This is a genomic window from Terrimesophilobacter mesophilus (assembly GCF_014200375.1).
GTDB lineage: Bacteria > Actinomycetota > Actinomycetes > Actinomycetales > Microbacteriaceae > Terrimesophilobacter > Terrimesophilobacter mesophilus.
Genome location: NZ_JACHBP010000001.1, coordinates 1,330,665 through 1,347,861, shown reverse-complemented (window position 1 = coordinate 1,347,861; position 17,197 = coordinate 1,330,665). Strand labels below are relative to the sequence as shown.

Genomic DNA, 17,197 nt, shown 5'->3' with positions numbered 1-17,197 from the left:
GAAGCGATTCTATTGGCCACCGGCTGAGTAGTCTTGAAGCCATGGAAAGCGCCGCCGCGGCCCTCGCCCAGCTCGGGTCGCTGGCAGCCTCATCCCACGTGAGCCGGATGGCGGACGCGTTCGCTGCGGCGGGCGAGGAACTGGCGCTCGTCGGCGGGTCGGTTCGCGACGCATTCCTCGGTGCGCCCCTCAACGACCTTGACTTCACCACGACCGCCGACCCCGACCGCATCCTCGCCATCGTCAGCCCGCTCGCCGAAGCGCACTGGGATGTCGGTCGCGCCTTCGGAACCATCGGTGCGGTCATCGAGGGGCACACGGTCGAGATCACGACGTATCGCACCGACGCCTACGACGGCGCGACCCGCAAACCGATGGTCGAGTTCGGCGACACACTCGAAGGCGACCTGGTGCGCCGGGATTTCACGGTCAACGCCATGGCACTGCGGATCCCCGAGCTCGTGCTCGTCGACCCCTCGGGCGGAATCGAGGACATCCTGGCGCGCAGGCTCGACACCCCCGGCGCGCCGGAGACCTCGTTCGGCGACGACCCGCTGCGGATGATGCGGGCAGCGCGATTCACCTCGCAACTCGGATTCGAGGTCACCGACCGGGTCGTCGACGCGATGCAGGGCCTCGCCGACCGCCTCTCGATCGTGTCGGGCGAGCGGGTGAGAGACGAGTTCTCGAAACTCCTGTGCACCCCGGCCCCTCGCGCCGGCCTGCAGTTGATGGTCGATTCGGGGATCGCCCAGATCGTGCTGCCCGAGCTGCCGGCCCTGCGCCTCCAGGTGGATGAGCACCACCACCACAAGGATGTCTACGAGCACAGCCTCACCGTGCTCGAGCAGGCCATCCAGCTCGAACGGGAGCGGCATCCGGGCGAGCCGCCGGACCTCACGCTGCGCATCGCCGCCCTCCTGCACGACATCGGCAAGCCGGCCACTAAGCGCATGGAGCCGGGCGGGGTGGTCACGTTCCACCACCATGACGTCGTGGGCGCGAAGCTCGCCGCGAAGCGGATGCGCGAACTGCGGTTCGACAAGGATCGCACGGCCGGCGTGGCGAGACTCATCGAACTGCACCTGAGATTCTTCGGATACACGGAGGGCGCGTGGACAGACTCCGCCGTGCGCCGCTACGTGCGCGACGCCGGGCCACTGCTGGAGCGGCTGCACATCCTGACCCGTGCCGACGTCACGACGCGGAATCGCCGGAAATCCGACCGGTTGTCCTTCGCGTACGACGATCTCGAGGACCGCATCGCCGCGCTCGGCGAGGAAGAGGAGCTCGCCTCCATCCGCCCGGACCTGGACGGGGAGCAGATCATGGCGATTCTCGGGCTCTCGCCCGGCCGGGAGGTGGGTGAGGCGTACCGGTTCCTGCTCGAACTGCGCCTGTCGGATGGCCCGCTCGGCGAGGAGGAGGCAGAGCGCAGGCTCCGGGCCTGGTGGGCAGCCCGCTAGTCGGGATTGCGGATGAACTCCTCGAGCAGGCTGCGGGCCTCCTCGTCCGGGTGCTGGACCGGCGGCGACTTCATGAGGTAGGCGGATGCCGCAACGAGCGGCCCGCCGACACCGGCATCCAGGGCGAGCTTCGCGACGCGGATGGCGTCGATCACGACGCCGGCGGAGTTCGGAGAGTCCCACACCTCGAGCTTGTACTCGAGGCTCGTCGGCGCGTTGCCGAACCCGTGGCCCTCGAGGCGCACGAACGCGAACTTGCGGTCGATGAGCCACGGCACGTGGTCGCTCGGGCCGACGTGCACGTTCTTCGGGTCCAGGTGGGCGCTGATGTTGCTGGTGACGGCCTGGGTCTTGGAGATCTTCTTCGACTCGAGACGTGAGCGTTCGAGCATGTTCTTGAAGTCCATGTTGCCGCCGACGTTCAACTGGTATGTGCGGTCGAGCACGAGGCCGCGCTGCTCGAAGAGCCGCGCGAGGACCCGGTGGGTGATCGTCGCTCCGAGCTGGCTCTTGACGTCGTCTCCGACGATCGGCACGCCGGCGTCGGTGAACCGCGCCGCCCACTCCGGATCGCTCGCGACGAACACGGGGAGCGCGTTGACGAAGGCGACCTTCGAGTCGATAGCCGCCTGGGCATAGAACTTGACGGCCGCGTCGGAGCCCACCGGGAGGTAGCACACGAACACATCGACCTTCGCGTCGCGCAGCGCCTGAGCGACGTCGACGGCGGGCGCATCCGACTCCTCGATGGTGTCGCGGTAGTACTCCCCCAGGCCATCGAGCGTCGGACCCCGCTGGACGACGACACCGGTCGGCGCGACCTCGGCGAAACGTAGCGTGTCGTTCTGGCTCGCCCAGATGGCCTCGGAGAGTTCGATTCCGACTTTGAGCGCGTCGACGTCGAACGCTGCGACGAGCTCGAGGTCGCTCACCGCGAAGCCTCCGAGGCGGTTGTGCATGAGGCCGGGGATGACCTCGTGCTCCACGGCGTCACGGTAGAACGTGATCCCCTGAATGAGCGCGTTCGCGCAGTTTCCGACACCGGCAATGGCAACCCGAATGGGCATGGATAAGCAGCTCCTTGAATGTGAACGGGGACAATGACTACACTAGGCAGGTTGCCCTCGGTCTGCTGACCGGGTGGCACGATGCCACAACCCTCCTGTTACAGACCGTCTGTAACCGTTCTAGTCCAAAGGAGGTGGGTTAGTTATGCATCAGTACGAACTCATGGTGATCCTGGATCCCGAGATCGACGAGCGCACCGTCGCTCCGAGTCTCGACAAGTTCCTGGGCGTCATCCGCGCGGATGGCGGCACGATCGACAAGGTCGACATCTGGGGCAAGCGTCGCCTCGCCTACGAGATCAACAAGAAGACCGAAGGCATCTATGCCGTCGTCGACATGACCGCGACGCCAGCGTCGACGATCGAGCTCGACCGCCAGTTGAAGCTCAGCGAGGCCGTCATGCGCACCAAGGTCCTGCGGGCCGAGGAGGCCATCGCGCAGGTCGCAGAGGCCGCGAAGCTCTCGGCGGAGAAGGCGGCCCGCAAGGCCGCTGCCGCGCCGAAGTCGTCGGTGAAGGCCCCCGCCAAGGCTGCGGAGAAGGCCACAGAGGATGCCTCCGCCGAGAAGGATGCGGAGTAGGTCATGGCCGGTGAAACAGTCATCACCGTGGTGGGGAACCTCACGGCAGACCCCGAGCTGCGCTACACGCAGAACGGGCTCGCGGTAGCCAACTTCACGATCGCCTCGACGCCGCGCAACTTCGACCGTGCGACGAACGACTGGAAGGATGGCGAGGCACTGTTCCTGCGCGCATCCGTCTGGCGCGAGTTCGCCGAGCACGTCGCAGGCTCGCTCAGCAAGGGATCCCGGGTCATCGCGACCGGTCGCCTGAAGCAGCGCAGCTACGAGACGAAAGAGGGCGAGAAGCGCACGAGCTTCGAGATCGAGGTCGATGAGATCGGCCCGAGTCTCCGCTATGCGACCGCGCAGGTCACCCGTGCCACGTCCAGCGGCCCCCGTGGCGGCCAGGGCGGCGGCCAGGGTGGCGACGAGCCGTGGGCTTCTGCACCGGCTTCGGACTCCGCATCCGGCGATGTCTGGAACTCCCCGGGCAACTTCAACGACGAGACGCCGTTCTAACGGCTCCCCCACTACTTCAGAAAGCAGGAAATCATGGCAGGAAAGTCCAGCGGCGACCGCCGCAAGCCACTGCGCGGAGCCAAGGGCGGTAAGAACCTCGCCCCCGCGAAGGCGATCAGGGTCGGCGTCATCGACTACAAGGATGTCGCAACCCTTCGCAAGTTCATCTCCGAGCGGGGCAAGATCCGCGCTCGCCGAATCACCGGTGTCTCCGTGCAGGAGCAGCGCCTCATCGCCCGTGCAGTCAAGAACGCGCGCGAGATGGCTCTGCTGCCGTACGCGGGCTCAGGCCGTTAGGAGCACCTGAAATGTCAAAGCTCATTCTCACGCACGAGGTCACCGGCCTCGGTGCGCCAGGCGATGTCGTCGAGGTCAAGAACGGGTTCGCCCGCAACTACCTCATTCCCCAGGGCTGGGCGGTGATGTGGACACGCGGCGGCGAGAAGCAGATCGATCAGATCAAGGCCGCCCGCGCCGCCCGCGAGCACGCGACGGTCGAAGAAGCACAGGACCTGAAGGCCAGGCTGCAGGCGACTCCGGTCACCCTCACCGTCAAGGCGGGCGGCGGCGGACGCCTGTTCGGTTCTGTGAAGACATCCGACGTCGCGGATGCCGTGGCGGCCGCCGGACTGGGCACCGTCGACAAGCGGAAGATCGAGCTGTCCGCGCCCATCAAGGCGACCGGAGAGCATGAAGCGACCGTGCGGCTGAGGGACGACCTCGTCGCGACGATCACCATCAAGGTGGTCGCAGCCAAGTAGGTGTTTCACGACAGCGGCAAGAGCGGATCCGGATCCGCTCTTGCCGCTTTCTCGTGCTCGCGACCCTCGTTTGGGGGGTGGCGAAGGGAGGCATGTTGTACACAGTCGTCGAGGCGGCACCGCAACTCTCAACCACGACTATAAACATGTTTCTACACACCGACGCCGTTCATCGAAATAGCAGGTCAGAGCCACTATTCACTTCAAAAATAGTTCGCATTGCACAGGCTTCTCCACAGCTTGCCAACAAACCGCGCGGCGTTTCCCGCACATAGTCCACAGTTTTATCCACAGGGTGGGTTGAGGCTTCGTCCCGATCTTCCTAGTGTTGAGGCTCACCGACACGGACAGGACATTCCGGGCCAGGGTTCGCCCGATTGTCGTCGGTGTGCAGTACACCTGAGATCAGGCGGCTCGTCGAATTCGCGCCACTGATTCAGTAATCGGCGCGCCCGGCGCAACAGCTGGATCACGCGCGTGCGCGCTCGTCAACCGAAGGGGTTCGTGAATGTCGATAGCCCATCTCGGACTCGCCGGTGACCAGCACGCCGCGACCGACTCGAGACAGAACGATCGCACGCCGCCCCACGACCTCCTGGCGGAGCAGAGCGCGATCGGCGGGATGCTTCTGAGCAAGGATGCCGTCGCCGACGTCATCGAGACCGTCCGCGCGCTCGACTTCTACATCCCGAAGCACGAGATCATCTTCGACGCGATCCTGACCCTGTACTCCCACGGGGAGCCGACGGATGTCATCGCCGTCACCGACGAGCTCACGAAGTCCGGTGAGATCGGCCGTGCGGGCGGTGCGGAGTACCTTCACACCCTCACGGGGCTCGTTCCGACCGCGGCGAATGCGGGATACTACGCGAGCATCGTCGCCGAGAAGGCGGTGCTGCGCCGGCTGGTCGAGGCCGGGACCCGTATCGTCCAGATGGGGTACGCGAGCGAGGGCGAGGTCGTGGACCTCGTCAACAACGCGCAGGCGGAGATCTACAACGTCACCGGCGGAGTGGACTCCGAGGACTTCGTCCCGCTCACGACCGCCGTCGAGTCCGCGATGGACGAGATCGAGGCCGCGAAGGGCCGCGACGGTGTCATGACGGGTATCCCGACGGGCTTCGAGGAGCTCGACGATCTCACGAACGGCCTTCACCCCGGCCAGCTCATCATCGTCGCGGCGCGCCCCGCCCTCGGCAAGTCGACGCTGGCACTCGACTTCGCCCGCGCGGCATCCATCAAGCACGACCTGCCGTCGATCGTGTTCTCCCTCGAGATGGGTCGAAGCGAGATCGCCATGCGGTTGCTGTCGGCGGAGGCATCTGTCCCACTGCAGAACATGCGCAAGGGCACGGTCGACAGCCGCGACTGGATCACGATCGCACAGACACGAGGGCGCATCAATGACGCTCCGCTGTACATCGACGACAGTCCGAACATGACGCTCGTCGAGATCCGGGCGAAGTGCAGAAGGCTCAAGCAGCGGGTGGGCCTCAAGCTCGTCGTGATCGACTATCTCCAGCTCATGACGAGCGGCAAGCGCGTCGAGTCGCGGCAACAGGAGGTGAGCGAGTTCTCCCGGGCGCTCAAACTCCTCGCGAAGGAACTCCAGGTCCCGGTGATCGCCCTGTCGCAGCTGAACCGTGGACCGGAGCAGCGCTCGGACAAGATGCCTGCTCTCTCCGACCTGCGGGAGTCAGGCTCCCTTGAGCAGGATGCCGACGTCGTCATCCTCCTGCACCGCGAGAGCGCATACGAAAAGGACAATCCGCGTGCAGGCGAGGCGGACTTCATCGTCGCGAAGCACAGGAACGGCCCGACCCGCACGATCACGGTCGCGTTCCAGGGCCACTTCTCGCGGTTCAAGGACATGGCATCGGCCTAGCCTCTTGACGAATTCGACCACCGGTCTAGACTGGTGGTCGAATCACGTCAGGAAGGACATCCGATGAGAGTGCTCATTTCCGGTGCGGGCATCGCCGGACCGACGCTCGCGTACTGGCTGCTCAGGTCCGGCCACGAGGTGACCATCGTCGAGCGCGCACCTGCGCTGCGCAGCGGCGGCTATCTCGTCGACTTCTGGGGAGCCGGCTTCGAGGTGGCCGAGCGCATGGGCATCGTGCCGGAGCTGCGCCGTCGGGGCTACGTGTTCACCGACGCCATGGCAATCGATCGGGGCGGCAGACGCATCGCCTCCATCAAACCCGCCACGATCATGAAGTCGGGTGAGAACTACCTCAGCATCGTGCGCTCGGAGCTCTCCGCGGTGATCTACGAGTCTCTCCAGGGCGGAGCCGAACTGATCCTCGACGACTCGGTCGACTCCCTCGAGGATGACGGCACCGTGGTTCGCGTGGGCTTCGAGAGCGGCCCGGTCAGGGAGTTCGACCTCGTCGTGGGCGCGGACGGTCTTCACTCCGGTGTCCGCAGGCTCGCGTTCGGCCCGGACGAACAGTTCGAGAGATACCTGGGTATCGTCTTCGCGGCATTCGAGTCACGAGGGTATCGACCGCGCGATGAACTCGTCGCGATGATGTACGCCGAGATCGGCTTCCAGGTCCTTCGACTCTCCCTCGACGACGACAACGCGCTCTTCCTCGTCTCCGCCCGGCACGAGGGGGCCGTCCCAGAAGAACGCCCGGCGCAGGAGCGACTTCTGCGCACGGTGCTCAAGGAGGCCGGCTGGGAGGTCCCGGCCATCCTCGAACTGCTGCCGAAGGCGAAGGAGTTCTTCTTCGACGCGGTGAGCCAGATCCGGATGCCGTCGTGGTCGAGAGGACGGGTGGTGCTTGTCGGCGACGCAGGGGCTGCTCCCTCGTTCCTGGCCGGGCAGGGCTCTGCCCTCGCGATGGTGGGCGCGTACACGCTCGGCGCCGAGCTCGCGCGCACCGGCGACCACACCGAGGCGTTCGCGCGCTACGAGGAACGACTCGCACCGCTCATCCGGTCGAAGCAGGATGCCGCGGTCGGTCTCGGGCTGGCCTTCGCCCCGAAGAACGGCTGGGAGCTCTTCATCCGGAACACCGCCATGCGCATGATGGCGCTGCCCGGGGTCGCCGACCTCGTCATGGGCCGCAGTTTCCACGATGCGGTGGAGTTACCGCCGTTCCCGGAAAGTCCCTCTGTACGCTGATCGCATGGTTCGACCCCGCTTCGCGAAGCTGCCTCCCGCCCAGCAGCAGGCGATCCTGCAGGCGGCTCTGGACGAGTTCGCGCGGCACGGGTTCCACGACGCATCGCTCAACCGGGTGATCGAGACCGCCGGGATCTCCAAGGGGTCGATGTACTACTACTTCGACGGCAAGGCGGAGCTCTACGCGCACGTGGCGAGCACGCAGATCGGCGAGCTGTTCGCGCAGGTCGGACCGCCCCCACAACTGGATACCGGAGATGCCGACAGATTCTGGAGCGTGATCGAGGACTACTACCTGCGCCTCATGAAGGCCCTCCTCGCATCTCCGCAGCGTGCCGCGCTGTTTCGCGGGTGGGCGACGGCGTCGAAGGACCCCGCCTTCCAGCGCGCTCAGGGAGAACTCGAGCAGGCATCCGTTCCCTGGATCGAACAGGCCGTCGCAGCGGGCCAGAGGGTGGATGCGGTGCGCAAGGACCTGCCGGCCTCGCTCCTGATCGCCGTCGTGCTGGGCATGGGCGAGGCGATGGACCTGTGGATGCTGTCGCAGGATCCGGACGATGAGGGCCTGCCCACCGTGGTCGGTTCTCTCGTCAGCATGATCCGGGGTGCGGTCAGCGCGTAAGCTGGAGTGGTTCTTCCGGAGGAAAGAGGTCGCGTGCCCGCAGTACCCGCGCGGACCGGCTACTGGCCGGTGCAGCTCGCACGAGCGGTGCCCGCACTCATCGTCGGACTCGTCATCACCTTCTCCGCTGACCACTCCTCGACCTTCGGCCTTCTGGTGTTCGGGGCGTTCGCCATCGTCAGCGGGGCCGTACTCGCGTGGGGCTCACTCCGGCTCGACGGCCGGACACCGCGCATTCTGACCCTCGTGCAGGCGGTCGTCGCCGTGGCATCCGGAATCGCCGCCGTCGTGCTCAACTCGACCGGCGCAGGCGCGCTCTTCCTGCTCCTCATCACCTTCGCGGCCGTCACCGGCCTTCTGGAGCTGTACCTCGGCCTGCGGTCACGAGGCAGGCTCGCGCTGTCCAGGGACTGGGTGACAGTCGGTGTGCTCACCGCCCTGCTCGCTCTCGCCGTGCTCCTGGTTCCCGCGGACTACGCGGTGCCGTGGGCCGTGGACGACAAGGGCGTGACCGCGAGCGGCACCCTCACCGCGCAGATCATCGTCGTGGGCGTCTTCGGGGCCTACGCCATCCTCCTCGGCGTCTACCTCGTCATCGGCGGACTCTCCACACGGTGGGCTGCGCGGGAAGACGCAGCCACACCAACTCCAGCGACAGGACAGTGACCATGGAAACCCCAAGCCTTCGCGACCGGCTGCGGCCGCTCGAACTCCTGACGATCTCCGCGGTGATCGGCGGGTTCACGGGGCTCGTGATCCTCTACACGACGCGGGAGTGGTGGCTCGCCGGCATCGGCTTCGGGGTCGCGTTCATCCTCGCCGTCATGATGATCGCGCTGCTCGCCCTGTCGGCAAAACCGAACGCCGACGAGCGCGAAGATCTCGACGAGCAGAACCGCACCACCCACTGAGGCCGCGGCCTCAATCCAGGTAGTCGACCAGTCGATCCGCGATGCCGATGTAGGTCGACGGTACGAGTTCGCTCAGCCGCACCTTCGCGTCGGCACCGATGTCGAGAGTCCCGATGAATTCTGCGAGCTCATCGGGCCCGACCCTGCGGCCCCGGGTGAGTTCTTTGAGGAGCGCGTAGGGGTCGGAGATCGAACTCCTGCCCGCGGTGATCTCTGCCCGGATGACGGTCTGGATGGCCTCGGCCAGAACCTCCCAGTTCGCGTCGAGATCCTGCGCCAGACGCTGCGGATTGAGGGCGATCTCCCCCAGCCCGCGCTGGATGTTGTCGAGGGCGAGCACAGAATGTCCGAACCCGACTCCGATATTGCGCTGGGCGCTGGAGTCGGTCAGGTCGCGCTGCAGCCGCGAGGTGACGAGCGTGGCCACAAGCGAGTCGAGAACGGCGCTCGACAGCTCGAGATTGGCCTCCGCGTTCTCGAAGCGGATCGGGTTGACCTTGTGGGGCATGGTCGACGACCCGGTGGCGCCGGCGACCGGGACCTGGGTGATGTACCCCATCGAGATGTACGCCCAGATGTCGGTGCAGAGGTTGTGCAGGACGCGGTTCGCGTGGCTCATCCTCGAGTACAGCTCCGCCTGCCAGTCGTGGGACTCGATCTGGGTCGTCAGCGGGTTCCATGCGAGGCCGAGCGACTCCACGAAGGAGCGGGACATTGCCGGCCAGTCGGCATCCGGTGCCGCGGCGAGGTGGGCGGCGTACGTGCCCGTCGCACCGCTGAATTTCGCAAGCGACTCCGTCGCGTCGATCTGGCGCGCGAGCCGGTCGAGACGGTGCACGAACACCGCGAATTCCTTCCCCACGGTCGTCGGAGTCGCCGGCTGGCCGTGGGTGTGGGCGAGCATCGGCAGCGACCGGTTCTCGAGCGCGAGGGTACGGAGCGTCCGGATGACGCCGCGGAACTTCGGCAGCCACACCGAGCGCAGCGCCGAATCGATGCACAGCGCGTAGGCGATGTTGTTGATGTCCTCGCTCGTGGCGGCGAAGTGCACGAGCTCGGACACGCCCCTGATCCCGAGTGAGTCCAGGCGCCGACGGAGGAGGTATTCGACCGCCTTGACATCGTGGCGTGTCGTCGCCTCGAGTTCGGCGAGTTCGCGGATGTCCGCGTCTCCGAATTCGCCGACGATGCGGCGAAGCTCGGTCTTCCGGACATCCGTGAGCGGGGTCGTTCCGAACATCCGCCGATCGGTGAGGAAGAGGAGCCACTCGATCTCGACGTTGACGCGCGCACGGTTCAGCGCGGCCTCGGAGAGGTGCTCGCCGAGTTCGGCGACGGCTTCCCGGTAGCGCCCGTCGAGGGGGCTCAGGGGCTGGTTCGACAGGGTGGTCATGAGGCGCTCCGTCGGATTCCCGGTTCGATCTGGTGGAAGAGTGCGGTGCAGGCGTGCTCGATCATTCCGAGGACGGAGTCGAACATCGCCGCATCCGAATAGTACGGGTCCGGAACCTCCAGGGACCCCGACGGGTCCGGATCGAAGCCCAGGAGGAGCTGAACCTTTCCGCGGTCCTGGTCGGTCGTCGCCCAGGACTTGAGGATGCGCTCCTGACTGCGGTCGAAGACGACGACGAGGTCGAGATGGTCGAACCACTCGGGGTCGAACTGCTTGGCGCGGTGACCTGCGCCGTTGTATCCCCGGGCGGCGAGAGCGGCGAGGGTCCTCGTGTCGGAATTCTCCCCCACGTGCCAGTCGCCGGTGCCCGCCGAGAGCACGACGATCGAGCCGGAGAAGCCCGACCGCCTGATGAGTTGCTGGAAGACCGCCTCAGCCATCGGGGACCGGCAGATGTTGCCGGTGCAGACGAAGCAGATGCGGAAGAGAGCGGATTCGTCGAGGGTGCGATCGAAGCTCATGGCTCCATTCTCCCGCAGATTCGCCGAAGCCGGGCGGTGCCTGTCCTCCACAACCGCATCCGGAGGGTTCGATCTCGCCGAAATCCTCGTCCGGGCACCGCATGAAGCGAACCGGAGGGAGCATGGGACGGTCAGCACGGGAACCCGTGGTGGAAGGGAGCACTGGCGTGGAGGCGAACGATCCCCTCACGACCGAATGCCTGCGGCAGCTTCTCGAGCAGCAGGGCGCCGGGCTCCGGCGGATTGCCGCGCGGCTGGATGGTGCACGCCACCGGTCCCGGCGTGAGACCGCGCCGGTGTCGTGGTCCGGCCGCGCGCGCGATGCCCACGACGCGCTCGCAGAGCGGATGCAGCAGGCGTTGACCGGCGCCCGCGACGCTCTCGAACTGGCCGAGCACTGCAGCGCGCGGGCAGCAGCGACACTGGCCGGTCGTGTCGGATGACCTCGCCGTCGGCGGGCCGGGGACCACCTCGGTGCTCACGACAGAGCTTCGCGACGAAGCCGGCTATGTCGCGCTGCTGGGGATCGAGCTCGACGCGTGCCGCAGTGGACTGGTCTGGCTCGACCGGATCATCGGGAACGGCATCCTCGGTGCCGCCGATGCTCCGCTCAGCGCCCTCCAGGCGGAGGAGGCGATCGATGACGCCGTGAGGGCACTGGCCGCGGCGCGAGAGGACGCCGATCGCCTCGCCATGGGGCTTCGCGGCGCAGCGGGGGGCTACGAGCTCGCCGACCGGGTCGTCGACGGCCTCGGCCAGCAACTCGCGGCCACACTCGGCTACTTCGTGGGATCCATTGCCCCGCTTCTCGCGGCCGTGTTCCTTCCGGGAGCGGTCATCGCCGGCGCGGGGGTCGCCGCGTTCCTCGCGACCCTGCCGCAGGGATCCCGCGACGCCGTCTTCGGGATGGCCGGCGGATGGCTGCGCAGCAACAGCTCCGCGCTGTCCGATCCGGCATTCGTGACGGCGGTCCGATACGGCGTCATGAGCGCGGACGACGCAGGGGCCGGGATGCTGCACCTTCCTCCGCAGGTCGCCCAGCTTCTGGGCGATGAGGGGCTCGGTATTCTCGGCGTCGACACGTCCGCCGCCGTCGTGGCGGGAGGTCTCGCCGGGCTCGGCCTCGCGCGCGAGAGCGCGGTGGCGGTCCGCCCGTCCGCGACGCAGGAGGTGCGCGGCGCCGACGGCATCCGGGACCGGATCGAGCGGATTCCCGCGGAGCCGGAGCAGATCCGCATCGACCGGTATTCGACGCCCGGGCAGGCCGATCGCTTCGAGGTGTACGTGGCCGGGACGGCGGAGCTCGCCCTCGACGGCGACGCGAACCCCTGGGACATGACGAGCAACCTCGCCGCGATGGCGGGCGGATCAGACGGGAGCGGGGCGGGCTCATACCGGGCCGTCGTCGCTGCCATGGCGAGCGCGGGGATCGATTCCACGTCGCCCGTGACCCTGACCGGGTATTCGCAGGGTGGGCTCATCGCCGCGCAGCTGGCGGCATCCGGGCAGTATTCGATCGAGGGGCTCGTGACGGTCGGTGCGCCGGCCGGGCAGGTGGAGGTGCCGCACGACATCCCGTACCTCGCGATCGAGCACACGAACGACCTCGTCCCGGCGCTCGGCGGGACGTTCGCGTCATCCGAACCACTCGTGGTCCGGCGGCAACTGTTCGACGGGCCGCCTCCGGAGACGAGCGTCATGCTGCCGGCCCACCAGCTCTCGAACTACATCGAGACCGCGGGCATCGTGGATCGGTCGACCAACCTCAGGATCGCCGACCTGCTCGCACGCCTCGGGCAACCCCATGCCGGCAGCGTCTCCTCGACGATCTACCTCGCGCAGCGGCTGGACCGCTGATGGCGACTCAGCGGCTCTTGACGAACGGTCGCAGGATGATGCCGATGAGCCAGCTGAGGAGCGCCAGCACGAGCGCACCGAGCACGCCGGCCCACAGGAAGTTGTCGACGTGGAGCCCGAAGCCGAGGAGACCGGAGATCCAGCTCACGAGAAGCAGGAGGAGCGCGTTCACGACGAGTGCGATGAGGCCGAGGGTCAGGATGTAGATCGGGAACGCCACAATGCGGATGAAGTTGCCGATCACGCCGTTCACGACACCGAAGATGAGAGCCACGAGGAGGTAGGTCAGGACCACCGCGAGCGTGTCACCGGGCGGGAACGCCGTGACGGTGACACCCGGAACGATGAGGGTCGTCAGCCAGAGCGCGAGAGCATTGATGATGAGGCGGATCAGGAGTCGTGACATTCCACCACTATGCCCGCCGTCAGGGGTCGTGCGCAATGAACACCTCGGTGGTGCGGGCGTCGGCGCACTAGGTTGGAATCCGTGACAGATTCCGCAGAAGCCCCCTCCGTCCGACTCCGCCCCGAGATCCTGGCGACGGCGCCCTATCGGCAGGGTCGACCTGCACCCGCGGAGTCGTTCAAGCTCTCCTCGAACGAGAACCCGTTCGACCCCCTGCCGGAGATCGTCGACGCGATCGCGGCAGCTGCCGTGAACCGGTATCCGGATGCCGCCGCGACAGCACTCAGCGAGCGTCTCGCCACGCGGTTCGGCGTTGAGCGAGGCAACGTGCACGTCGGGTCGGGGTCCGTGTCGATCCTCGCCCAGCTGATCCAGGCGGCAGCCGGCCCCGGCGACGAGGCGCTCTACTCGTGGCGCTCCTTCGAGGCATACCCGGGTCTCGTGACAGTCGCGGGGGCGTCGAGTGTCGCCGTGCCGAACCTGCCGGACCAGCGGCATGATCTCCCCGCCATGGCTGCCGCCGTCACCGACCGGACTCGCGTGGCGATCGTCTGCACGCCGAACAACCCCACCGGCACGATCGTGACGGCGGAGGAGTTCGCCGCGTTCATGGCCGCGGTCCCGAGCGACCTGCTCGTCCTGCTCGACGAGGCGTACGTCGAGTTCGTGACCGACCCGGCCGCGGTCGACGGACGCGACCTGATCGGCCGCTACCCGAATCTCGTGGTGCTGCGCACGTTCTCGAAGGCGTTCGGCCTCGCAGGGTTGCGCGTCGGATACGCGGTCGGTCCGGAGCGCATCCTCGACGCCGCAAGGGCCACCGCGATCCCGCTGTCGGTCACGGAGCCGGCACAGCGGGCGGCGATTGCGGCGCTGGATCATGAAGAGGCGCTCCTGCAGAGGGTCGCGGTGATAACCCGGCGTCGAGACGAGGTCCTCGGCGCCGTCCTCGCGCAGGGCCTCGCGGTCCCGCGGTCCCAGGCGAACTTCCTGTGGCTCGCGACGGGCGCCGACACGAGCGAGGCGAACGACATCCTGCTCGCCCACGGAATCGTGGCGCGCGCCCTGCTTCCGGATGGCATCCGCGTCTCGATCGGCGAGGCGGAGTCGGTGGCGGGGCTCCTCGCCGCGACGGAGGAGCTCGCGGAGCGGTTCCCGTCGCTCAGGGCCTCCTGACTTCGCGGCGGTAGCGGTGCGCATCCTCGCTACCGAGTGATGATGTTGACAATCATTATCAATAAGGATTAGTGTGGGGCGATCGCGCGCGACACCGCGTGCGCCGGGCCCGTCGTGGGTCGCTCGTCAATCACAGTCAGGTTGGTTTCGTGACGTCTCGCGCTCCCCGTCCCCGCCGGAGCCTTCGGCCCAAGGCCGGGTTCCGCCTCGGCCTCGTACTCGTCGTCGCCTCTCTGGCTCTCGCAGCGTGCTCGACGACGACGGAGAACCCCGACCGCCTGAGCATCGTCGCCTCGACGAACGTCTATGGGAGCATCGCCGCGGAGGTCGCCGGGGATCATGCCGACGTGACGAGCATCATCGAGAGCCCGGAGCAGGACCCCCACTCCTTCGAGGCCAGCGCCCGCGTGCAACTCGAACTCTCCCGCGCGGATGTCGTGGTCGACAACGGCGGCGGATACGACGACTTCATGGGCCGGTTGCTCACCGGAACGGGCAATGACGGCGCCGTGGTCATCTCCGCCGTGGACGTATCGGGCCTCGCCCCCGACCAGGTCGCCGCGAATGAACACGTCTGGTACGACCTGGATGTCGTACGCCGCGTGGCATCCTCGCTCGCCGACGCGCTCGAGCGTCTGGATCCGCCTCACGCGAGCGACTACCGCAGCAATCTCGAGCGGTTCGACGCGTCGATCACCCGCTTGCAGGGCGAGGTCTCGACGATCGCCGATGACCACGCGGGCGAGTCCGTCATGGTGACGGAACCCGTTCCTCTTTACCTGCTCGAATCCGCCGGGTTCGTGAATGCAACCCCGGACGAACTGAGCACAGCGGTCGAGAACGGAAACGGCGTGCCTCCCGCGGTCCTCGAACGCGCCCTCGCCCTCCTCGAGGATCATTCCGTCTCCCTCTTCGTCTACAACGAGCAGACAGCGGGCCCCGAGACGACGCAGCTTCGTGCGGCGGCGAAACTGGCCGGAGTGCCGACCGTCGGAGTCACCGAGACCATCACCGACGGGCAGGGCTACGTGGAGTGGATGGGATCCGTCATCCGCGCGATCGGGCAGGCGCTCTCGTGACCGGTGGCCGGAACTCGACCCCGGTCCTCAGCCTCAGCGCGGCGTCGCTGTCGTTCGGGGAGCGCCAGCTGTGGCACAACCTCAACCTCGAGGTGCAGCCGGGCGAGTTCCTGGCCGTCCTCGGGCCGAACGGCACGGGGAAGACCAGCCTCATCAAGGCGATCCTCGGGCAACAGCAGCTGACCGGGGGGACCGTCGAGTTCCTCGGAAGACCTGTGGCGCGGGGGAGCAGGCAGATCGGTTACATTCCGCAGCAGAAGCTGCTCGACCGGAGTACACCGTTGCGCGCGCGCGATGTCGTCGCTCTCGGTGTCGACGGCCACCGGTGGGGGCTGCCGGTGTCCTCCCGCGCGGTGAAGGCGAGGGTGGATGAGGTGCTCGAATCGGTGGGTGCCACCGACTACGGGAACGTGCCGGTCGCGATGCTGTCCGGCGGAGAGCAGCAGCGCATCCGGGTGGGCCAGTCGATCGCAGCCAGGCCGAGACTGCTGTTGTGCGATGAGCCGCTGCTCTCCCTCGACCTGCACCACCAACGCAGTGTGAGCGAGCTCATCGACGAGCAGCGGACGGCACTCGGCACGGCGGTCGTGTTCGTGACGCACGACGTGAATCCGATCCTCCCCTTCGTCGATCGCGTGCTGTATCTGGCGGGCGGCCGCTTCAGGGTGGGAACGCCCGACGAGGTGCTGCGCTCCGAGGTGCTCTCCTACATGTACGACACGCCGGTCGAGGTCATCCGGTCGCGCGGACGGGTCGCGGTGCTCGGCGCGCCGGAGGGCTACGGCGTCCACGATCATCTCGAACACCACGAACGGCCTTCGGGGGTGCTGGGCTGATGGGCGGCGACTTCTGGTCCCAGATCTTCGGGTTCGCCGACTACGGCGAGTTGTTGTGGCTCGTGAAGAACTCGATCCTGGCGGGGGCGCTGCTCGGGGTGGTCGGCGGTCTCATCGGACCATTCGTCATGACCCGGGACCTCGCCTTCGCGGTGCACGGAGTGAGTGAGCTCTCGTTCGCCGGGGCATCGGCAGCGTTGCTGTTCGGCGTCAATGTCGTCGCTGGGTCCATCGCGGGGTCGCTGGCGGCGGCGATCCTCATCGGCATCCTCGGAGCGAAGGCGCGAGAGCGCAACTCGATCATCGCCGTGCTCATGCCGTTCGGACTCGGCCTCGGCATCCTGTTCCTCTCGCTCTACGGTGGGCGCAGCGTGAACAAGTTCGGTCTGCTGACCGGCCAGATCGTGTCGGTCGACAACCCGCAGCTGTTGTGGCTCGTGGTGGTGTCCATCGTGGTGATCGCCGGGCTCCTCGTCATCTGGAGACCGCTCACCTTCGCGAGCGTCGACGAGGATGTCGCTACCGCCAGGGGTGTTCCCGTGCGCACGCTTTCGCTCGTCTTCATGGTGCTTCTCGGCCTCGCGACGGCGGTCTCGATCCAGATCGTGGGGGCGCTGCTCGTGCTCGCACTCCTCGTCACACCGGCGGCGGCAGCGATGCGGGTCACCTCCTCACCCCTACTGACGCCGGTCCTGAGTGTCGTCTTCGCCGTCGTGTCGGTTGTCGGCGGCATCCTGCTCGCGCTCGGCGGCGGGCTGCCGATCAGCCCGTACGTCACGACGATCTCCTTCCTCATCTATCTCGTCTGCCGGCTTGTCGGATGGCGCAGGGAGAAGTCCGGCCCCGGTCCTCGGGCCCGCCTCTCGAAAGCGGCGGCTTAGGATGCTG

General features: G+C 67.2%; 20 protein-coding genes. 16 read left to right on the top strand and 4 right to left on the bottom strand.

What is annotated here, in order from left to right:
• Positions 1-41 precede the first annotated feature (41 nt).
• Entirely contained in the window at positions 42-1,466 is a 1,425-nt protein-coding gene (locus tag BKA04_RS06725; protein WP_104095724.1) for a CCA tRNA nucleotidyltransferase, read from the top strand.
• On the opposite strand, the gene BKA04_RS06720 is transcribed toward BKA04_RS06725, so the two are convergent.
• On the bottom strand, positions 1,463-2,533 hold the full coding sequence (locus BKA04_RS06720; protein WP_104095723.1) for an inositol-3-phosphate synthase: 1,071 nt from the start codon (positions 2,531-2,533) through the stop codon (positions 1,463-1,465). The two genes, BKA04_RS06725 and BKA04_RS06720, sit on opposite strands and share 4 nt — an antisense overlap.
• Positions 2,534-2,678: 145 nt before the next feature.
• Between BKA04_RS06720 and rpsF the strand changes: the two genes are divergently transcribed.
• The 9 genes from rpsF (at position 2,679) to BKA04_RS06675 (ending at position 9,041) form a co-directional block, all read left to right on the top strand.
• Positions 2,679-3,113 carry a 30S ribosomal protein S6 gene (gene rpsF, locus BKA04_RS06715; protein ID WP_104095722.1) on the top strand — a complete coding sequence of 145 codons (435 nt, stop codon included), beginning with the start codon at positions 2,679-2,681 and terminating at the stop codon, positions 3,111-3,113.
• A 3-nt stretch (positions 3,114-3,116) separates the two neighbouring features.
• Positions 3,117-3,614 carry a single-stranded DNA-binding protein gene (locus BKA04_RS06710; RefSeq protein WP_104095721.1) on the top strand — a complete coding sequence of 166 codons (498 nt, stop codon included), beginning with the start codon at positions 3,117-3,119 and terminating at the stop codon, positions 3,612-3,614.
• 33 nt (positions 3,615-3,647) lie between these two features.
• Complete coding sequence (rpsR, locus tag BKA04_RS06705; protein ID WP_104095720.1) at positions 3,648-3,911, top strand: 30S ribosomal protein S18; 264 nt, start codon at positions 3,648-3,650, stop codon at positions 3,909-3,911.
• An 11-nt stretch (positions 3,912-3,922) separates the two neighbouring features.
• Complete coding sequence (rplI, locus tag BKA04_RS06700) at positions 3,923-4,375, top strand: 50S ribosomal protein L9 (RefSeq protein ID WP_104095719.1); 453 nt, start codon at positions 3,923-3,925, stop codon at positions 4,373-4,375.
• A 508-nt stretch (positions 4,376-4,883) separates the two neighbouring features.
• Complete coding sequence (gene dnaB, locus BKA04_RS06695) at positions 4,884-6,260, top strand: replicative DNA helicase (RefSeq protein ID WP_104095718.1); 1,377 nt, start codon at positions 4,884-4,886, stop codon at positions 6,258-6,260.
• Between the two features lie 63 nt (positions 6,261-6,323).
• Positions 6,324-7,508: an FAD-binding domain gene (locus BKA04_RS06690; protein ID WP_104095717.1), complete on the top strand. Its 1,185-nt coding sequence runs from the start codon at positions 6,324-6,326 to the stop codon at positions 7,506-7,508.
• 4 nt (positions 7,509-7,512) lie between these two features.
• The gene (locus BKA04_RS06685; protein WP_104095716.1) at positions 7,513-8,130 is read left to right on the top strand and encodes a TetR/AcrR family transcriptional regulator; all 618 of its coding nucleotides are present in this window, start codon (positions 7,513-7,515) and stop codon (positions 8,128-8,130) included.
• A gap of 33 nt (positions 8,131-8,163) precedes the next feature.
• Complete coding sequence (locus tag BKA04_RS06680; protein ID WP_104095715.1) at positions 8,164-8,796, top strand: hypothetical protein; 633 nt, start codon at positions 8,164-8,166, stop codon at positions 8,794-8,796.
• A gap of 2 nt (positions 8,797-8,798) precedes the next feature.
• Positions 8,799-9,041: a hypothetical protein gene (locus tag BKA04_RS06675; RefSeq protein WP_104095714.1), complete on the top strand. Its 243-nt coding sequence runs from the start codon at positions 8,799-8,801 to the stop codon at positions 9,039-9,041.
• A 10-nt stretch (positions 9,042-9,051) separates the two neighbouring features.
• Here the strand turns inward: BKA04_RS06675 and purB are convergent, their stop codons facing one another.
• Positions 9,052-10,434 (bottom strand): adenylosuccinate lyase, encoded by a 1,383-nt coding sequence (gene purB, locus BKA04_RS06670; RefSeq protein WP_104095713.1) that lies wholly within the window; start codon positions 10,432-10,434, stop codon positions 9,052-9,054.
• On the bottom strand, positions 10,431-10,955 hold the full coding sequence (locus tag BKA04_RS06665) for a low molecular weight protein-tyrosine-phosphatase (protein WP_104095712.1): 525 nt from the start codon (positions 10,953-10,955) through the stop codon (positions 10,431-10,433). The genes purB and BKA04_RS06665 overlap by 4 nt, the downstream gene beginning before the upstream one ends.
• Positions 10,956-11,122: 167 nt before the next feature.
• Here BKA04_RS06665 and BKA04_RS06660 point away from each other — a divergent pair, with 167 nt between their 5' ends.
• Positions 11,123-11,398 (top strand): hypothetical protein, encoded by a 276-nt coding sequence (locus BKA04_RS06660; protein ID WP_104095711.1) that lies wholly within the window; start codon positions 11,123-11,125, stop codon positions 11,396-11,398.
• Positions 11,388-12,812: a hypothetical protein gene (locus BKA04_RS06655; RefSeq protein WP_104095710.1), complete on the top strand. Its 1,425-nt coding sequence runs from the start codon at positions 11,388-11,390 to the stop codon at positions 12,810-12,812. The genes BKA04_RS06660 and BKA04_RS06655 overlap by 11 nt, the downstream gene beginning before the upstream one ends.
• Positions 12,813-12,819: 7 nt before the next feature.
• On the opposite strand, the gene BKA04_RS06650 is transcribed toward BKA04_RS06655, so the two are convergent.
• Positions 12,820-13,218, bottom strand: coding sequence for a phage holin family protein (locus tag BKA04_RS06650; RefSeq protein WP_104095709.1), 399 nt, complete (start codon positions 13,216-13,218; stop codon positions 12,820-12,822).
• A gap of 81 nt (positions 13,219-13,299) precedes the next feature.
• Here BKA04_RS06650 and BKA04_RS06645 point away from each other — a divergent pair, with 81 nt between their 5' ends.
• The 4 genes from BKA04_RS06645 to BKA04_RS06630 all read left to right on the top strand — a co-directional run bounded on the left by BKA04_RS06645 (position 13,300) and on the right by BKA04_RS06630 (position 17,190).
• Positions 13,300-14,394, top strand: a complete 1,095-nt coding sequence (locus BKA04_RS06645) for a histidinol-phosphate transaminase (RefSeq protein ID WP_104095708.1) — start codon at positions 13,300-13,302, stop codon at positions 14,392-14,394.
• A 149-nt stretch (positions 14,395-14,543) separates the two neighbouring features.
• Positions 14,544-15,473, top strand: coding sequence for a metal ABC transporter solute-binding protein, Zn/Mn family (locus BKA04_RS06640; protein WP_198413302.1), 930 nt, complete (start codon positions 14,544-14,546; stop codon positions 15,471-15,473).
• Complete coding sequence (locus BKA04_RS06635) at positions 15,470-16,309, top strand: metal ABC transporter ATP-binding protein (RefSeq protein WP_104095707.1); 840 nt, start codon at positions 15,470-15,472, stop codon at positions 16,307-16,309. Before BKA04_RS06640 ends, BKA04_RS06635 begins: the two co-directional genes overlap by 4 nt.
• Complete coding sequence (locus BKA04_RS06630; RefSeq protein ID WP_174719821.1) at positions 16,309-17,190, top strand: metal ABC transporter permease; 882 nt, start codon at positions 16,309-16,311, stop codon at positions 17,188-17,190. Before BKA04_RS06635 ends, BKA04_RS06630 begins: the two co-directional genes overlap by 1 nt.
• Positions 17,191-17,197: the final 7 nt, after the last annotated feature.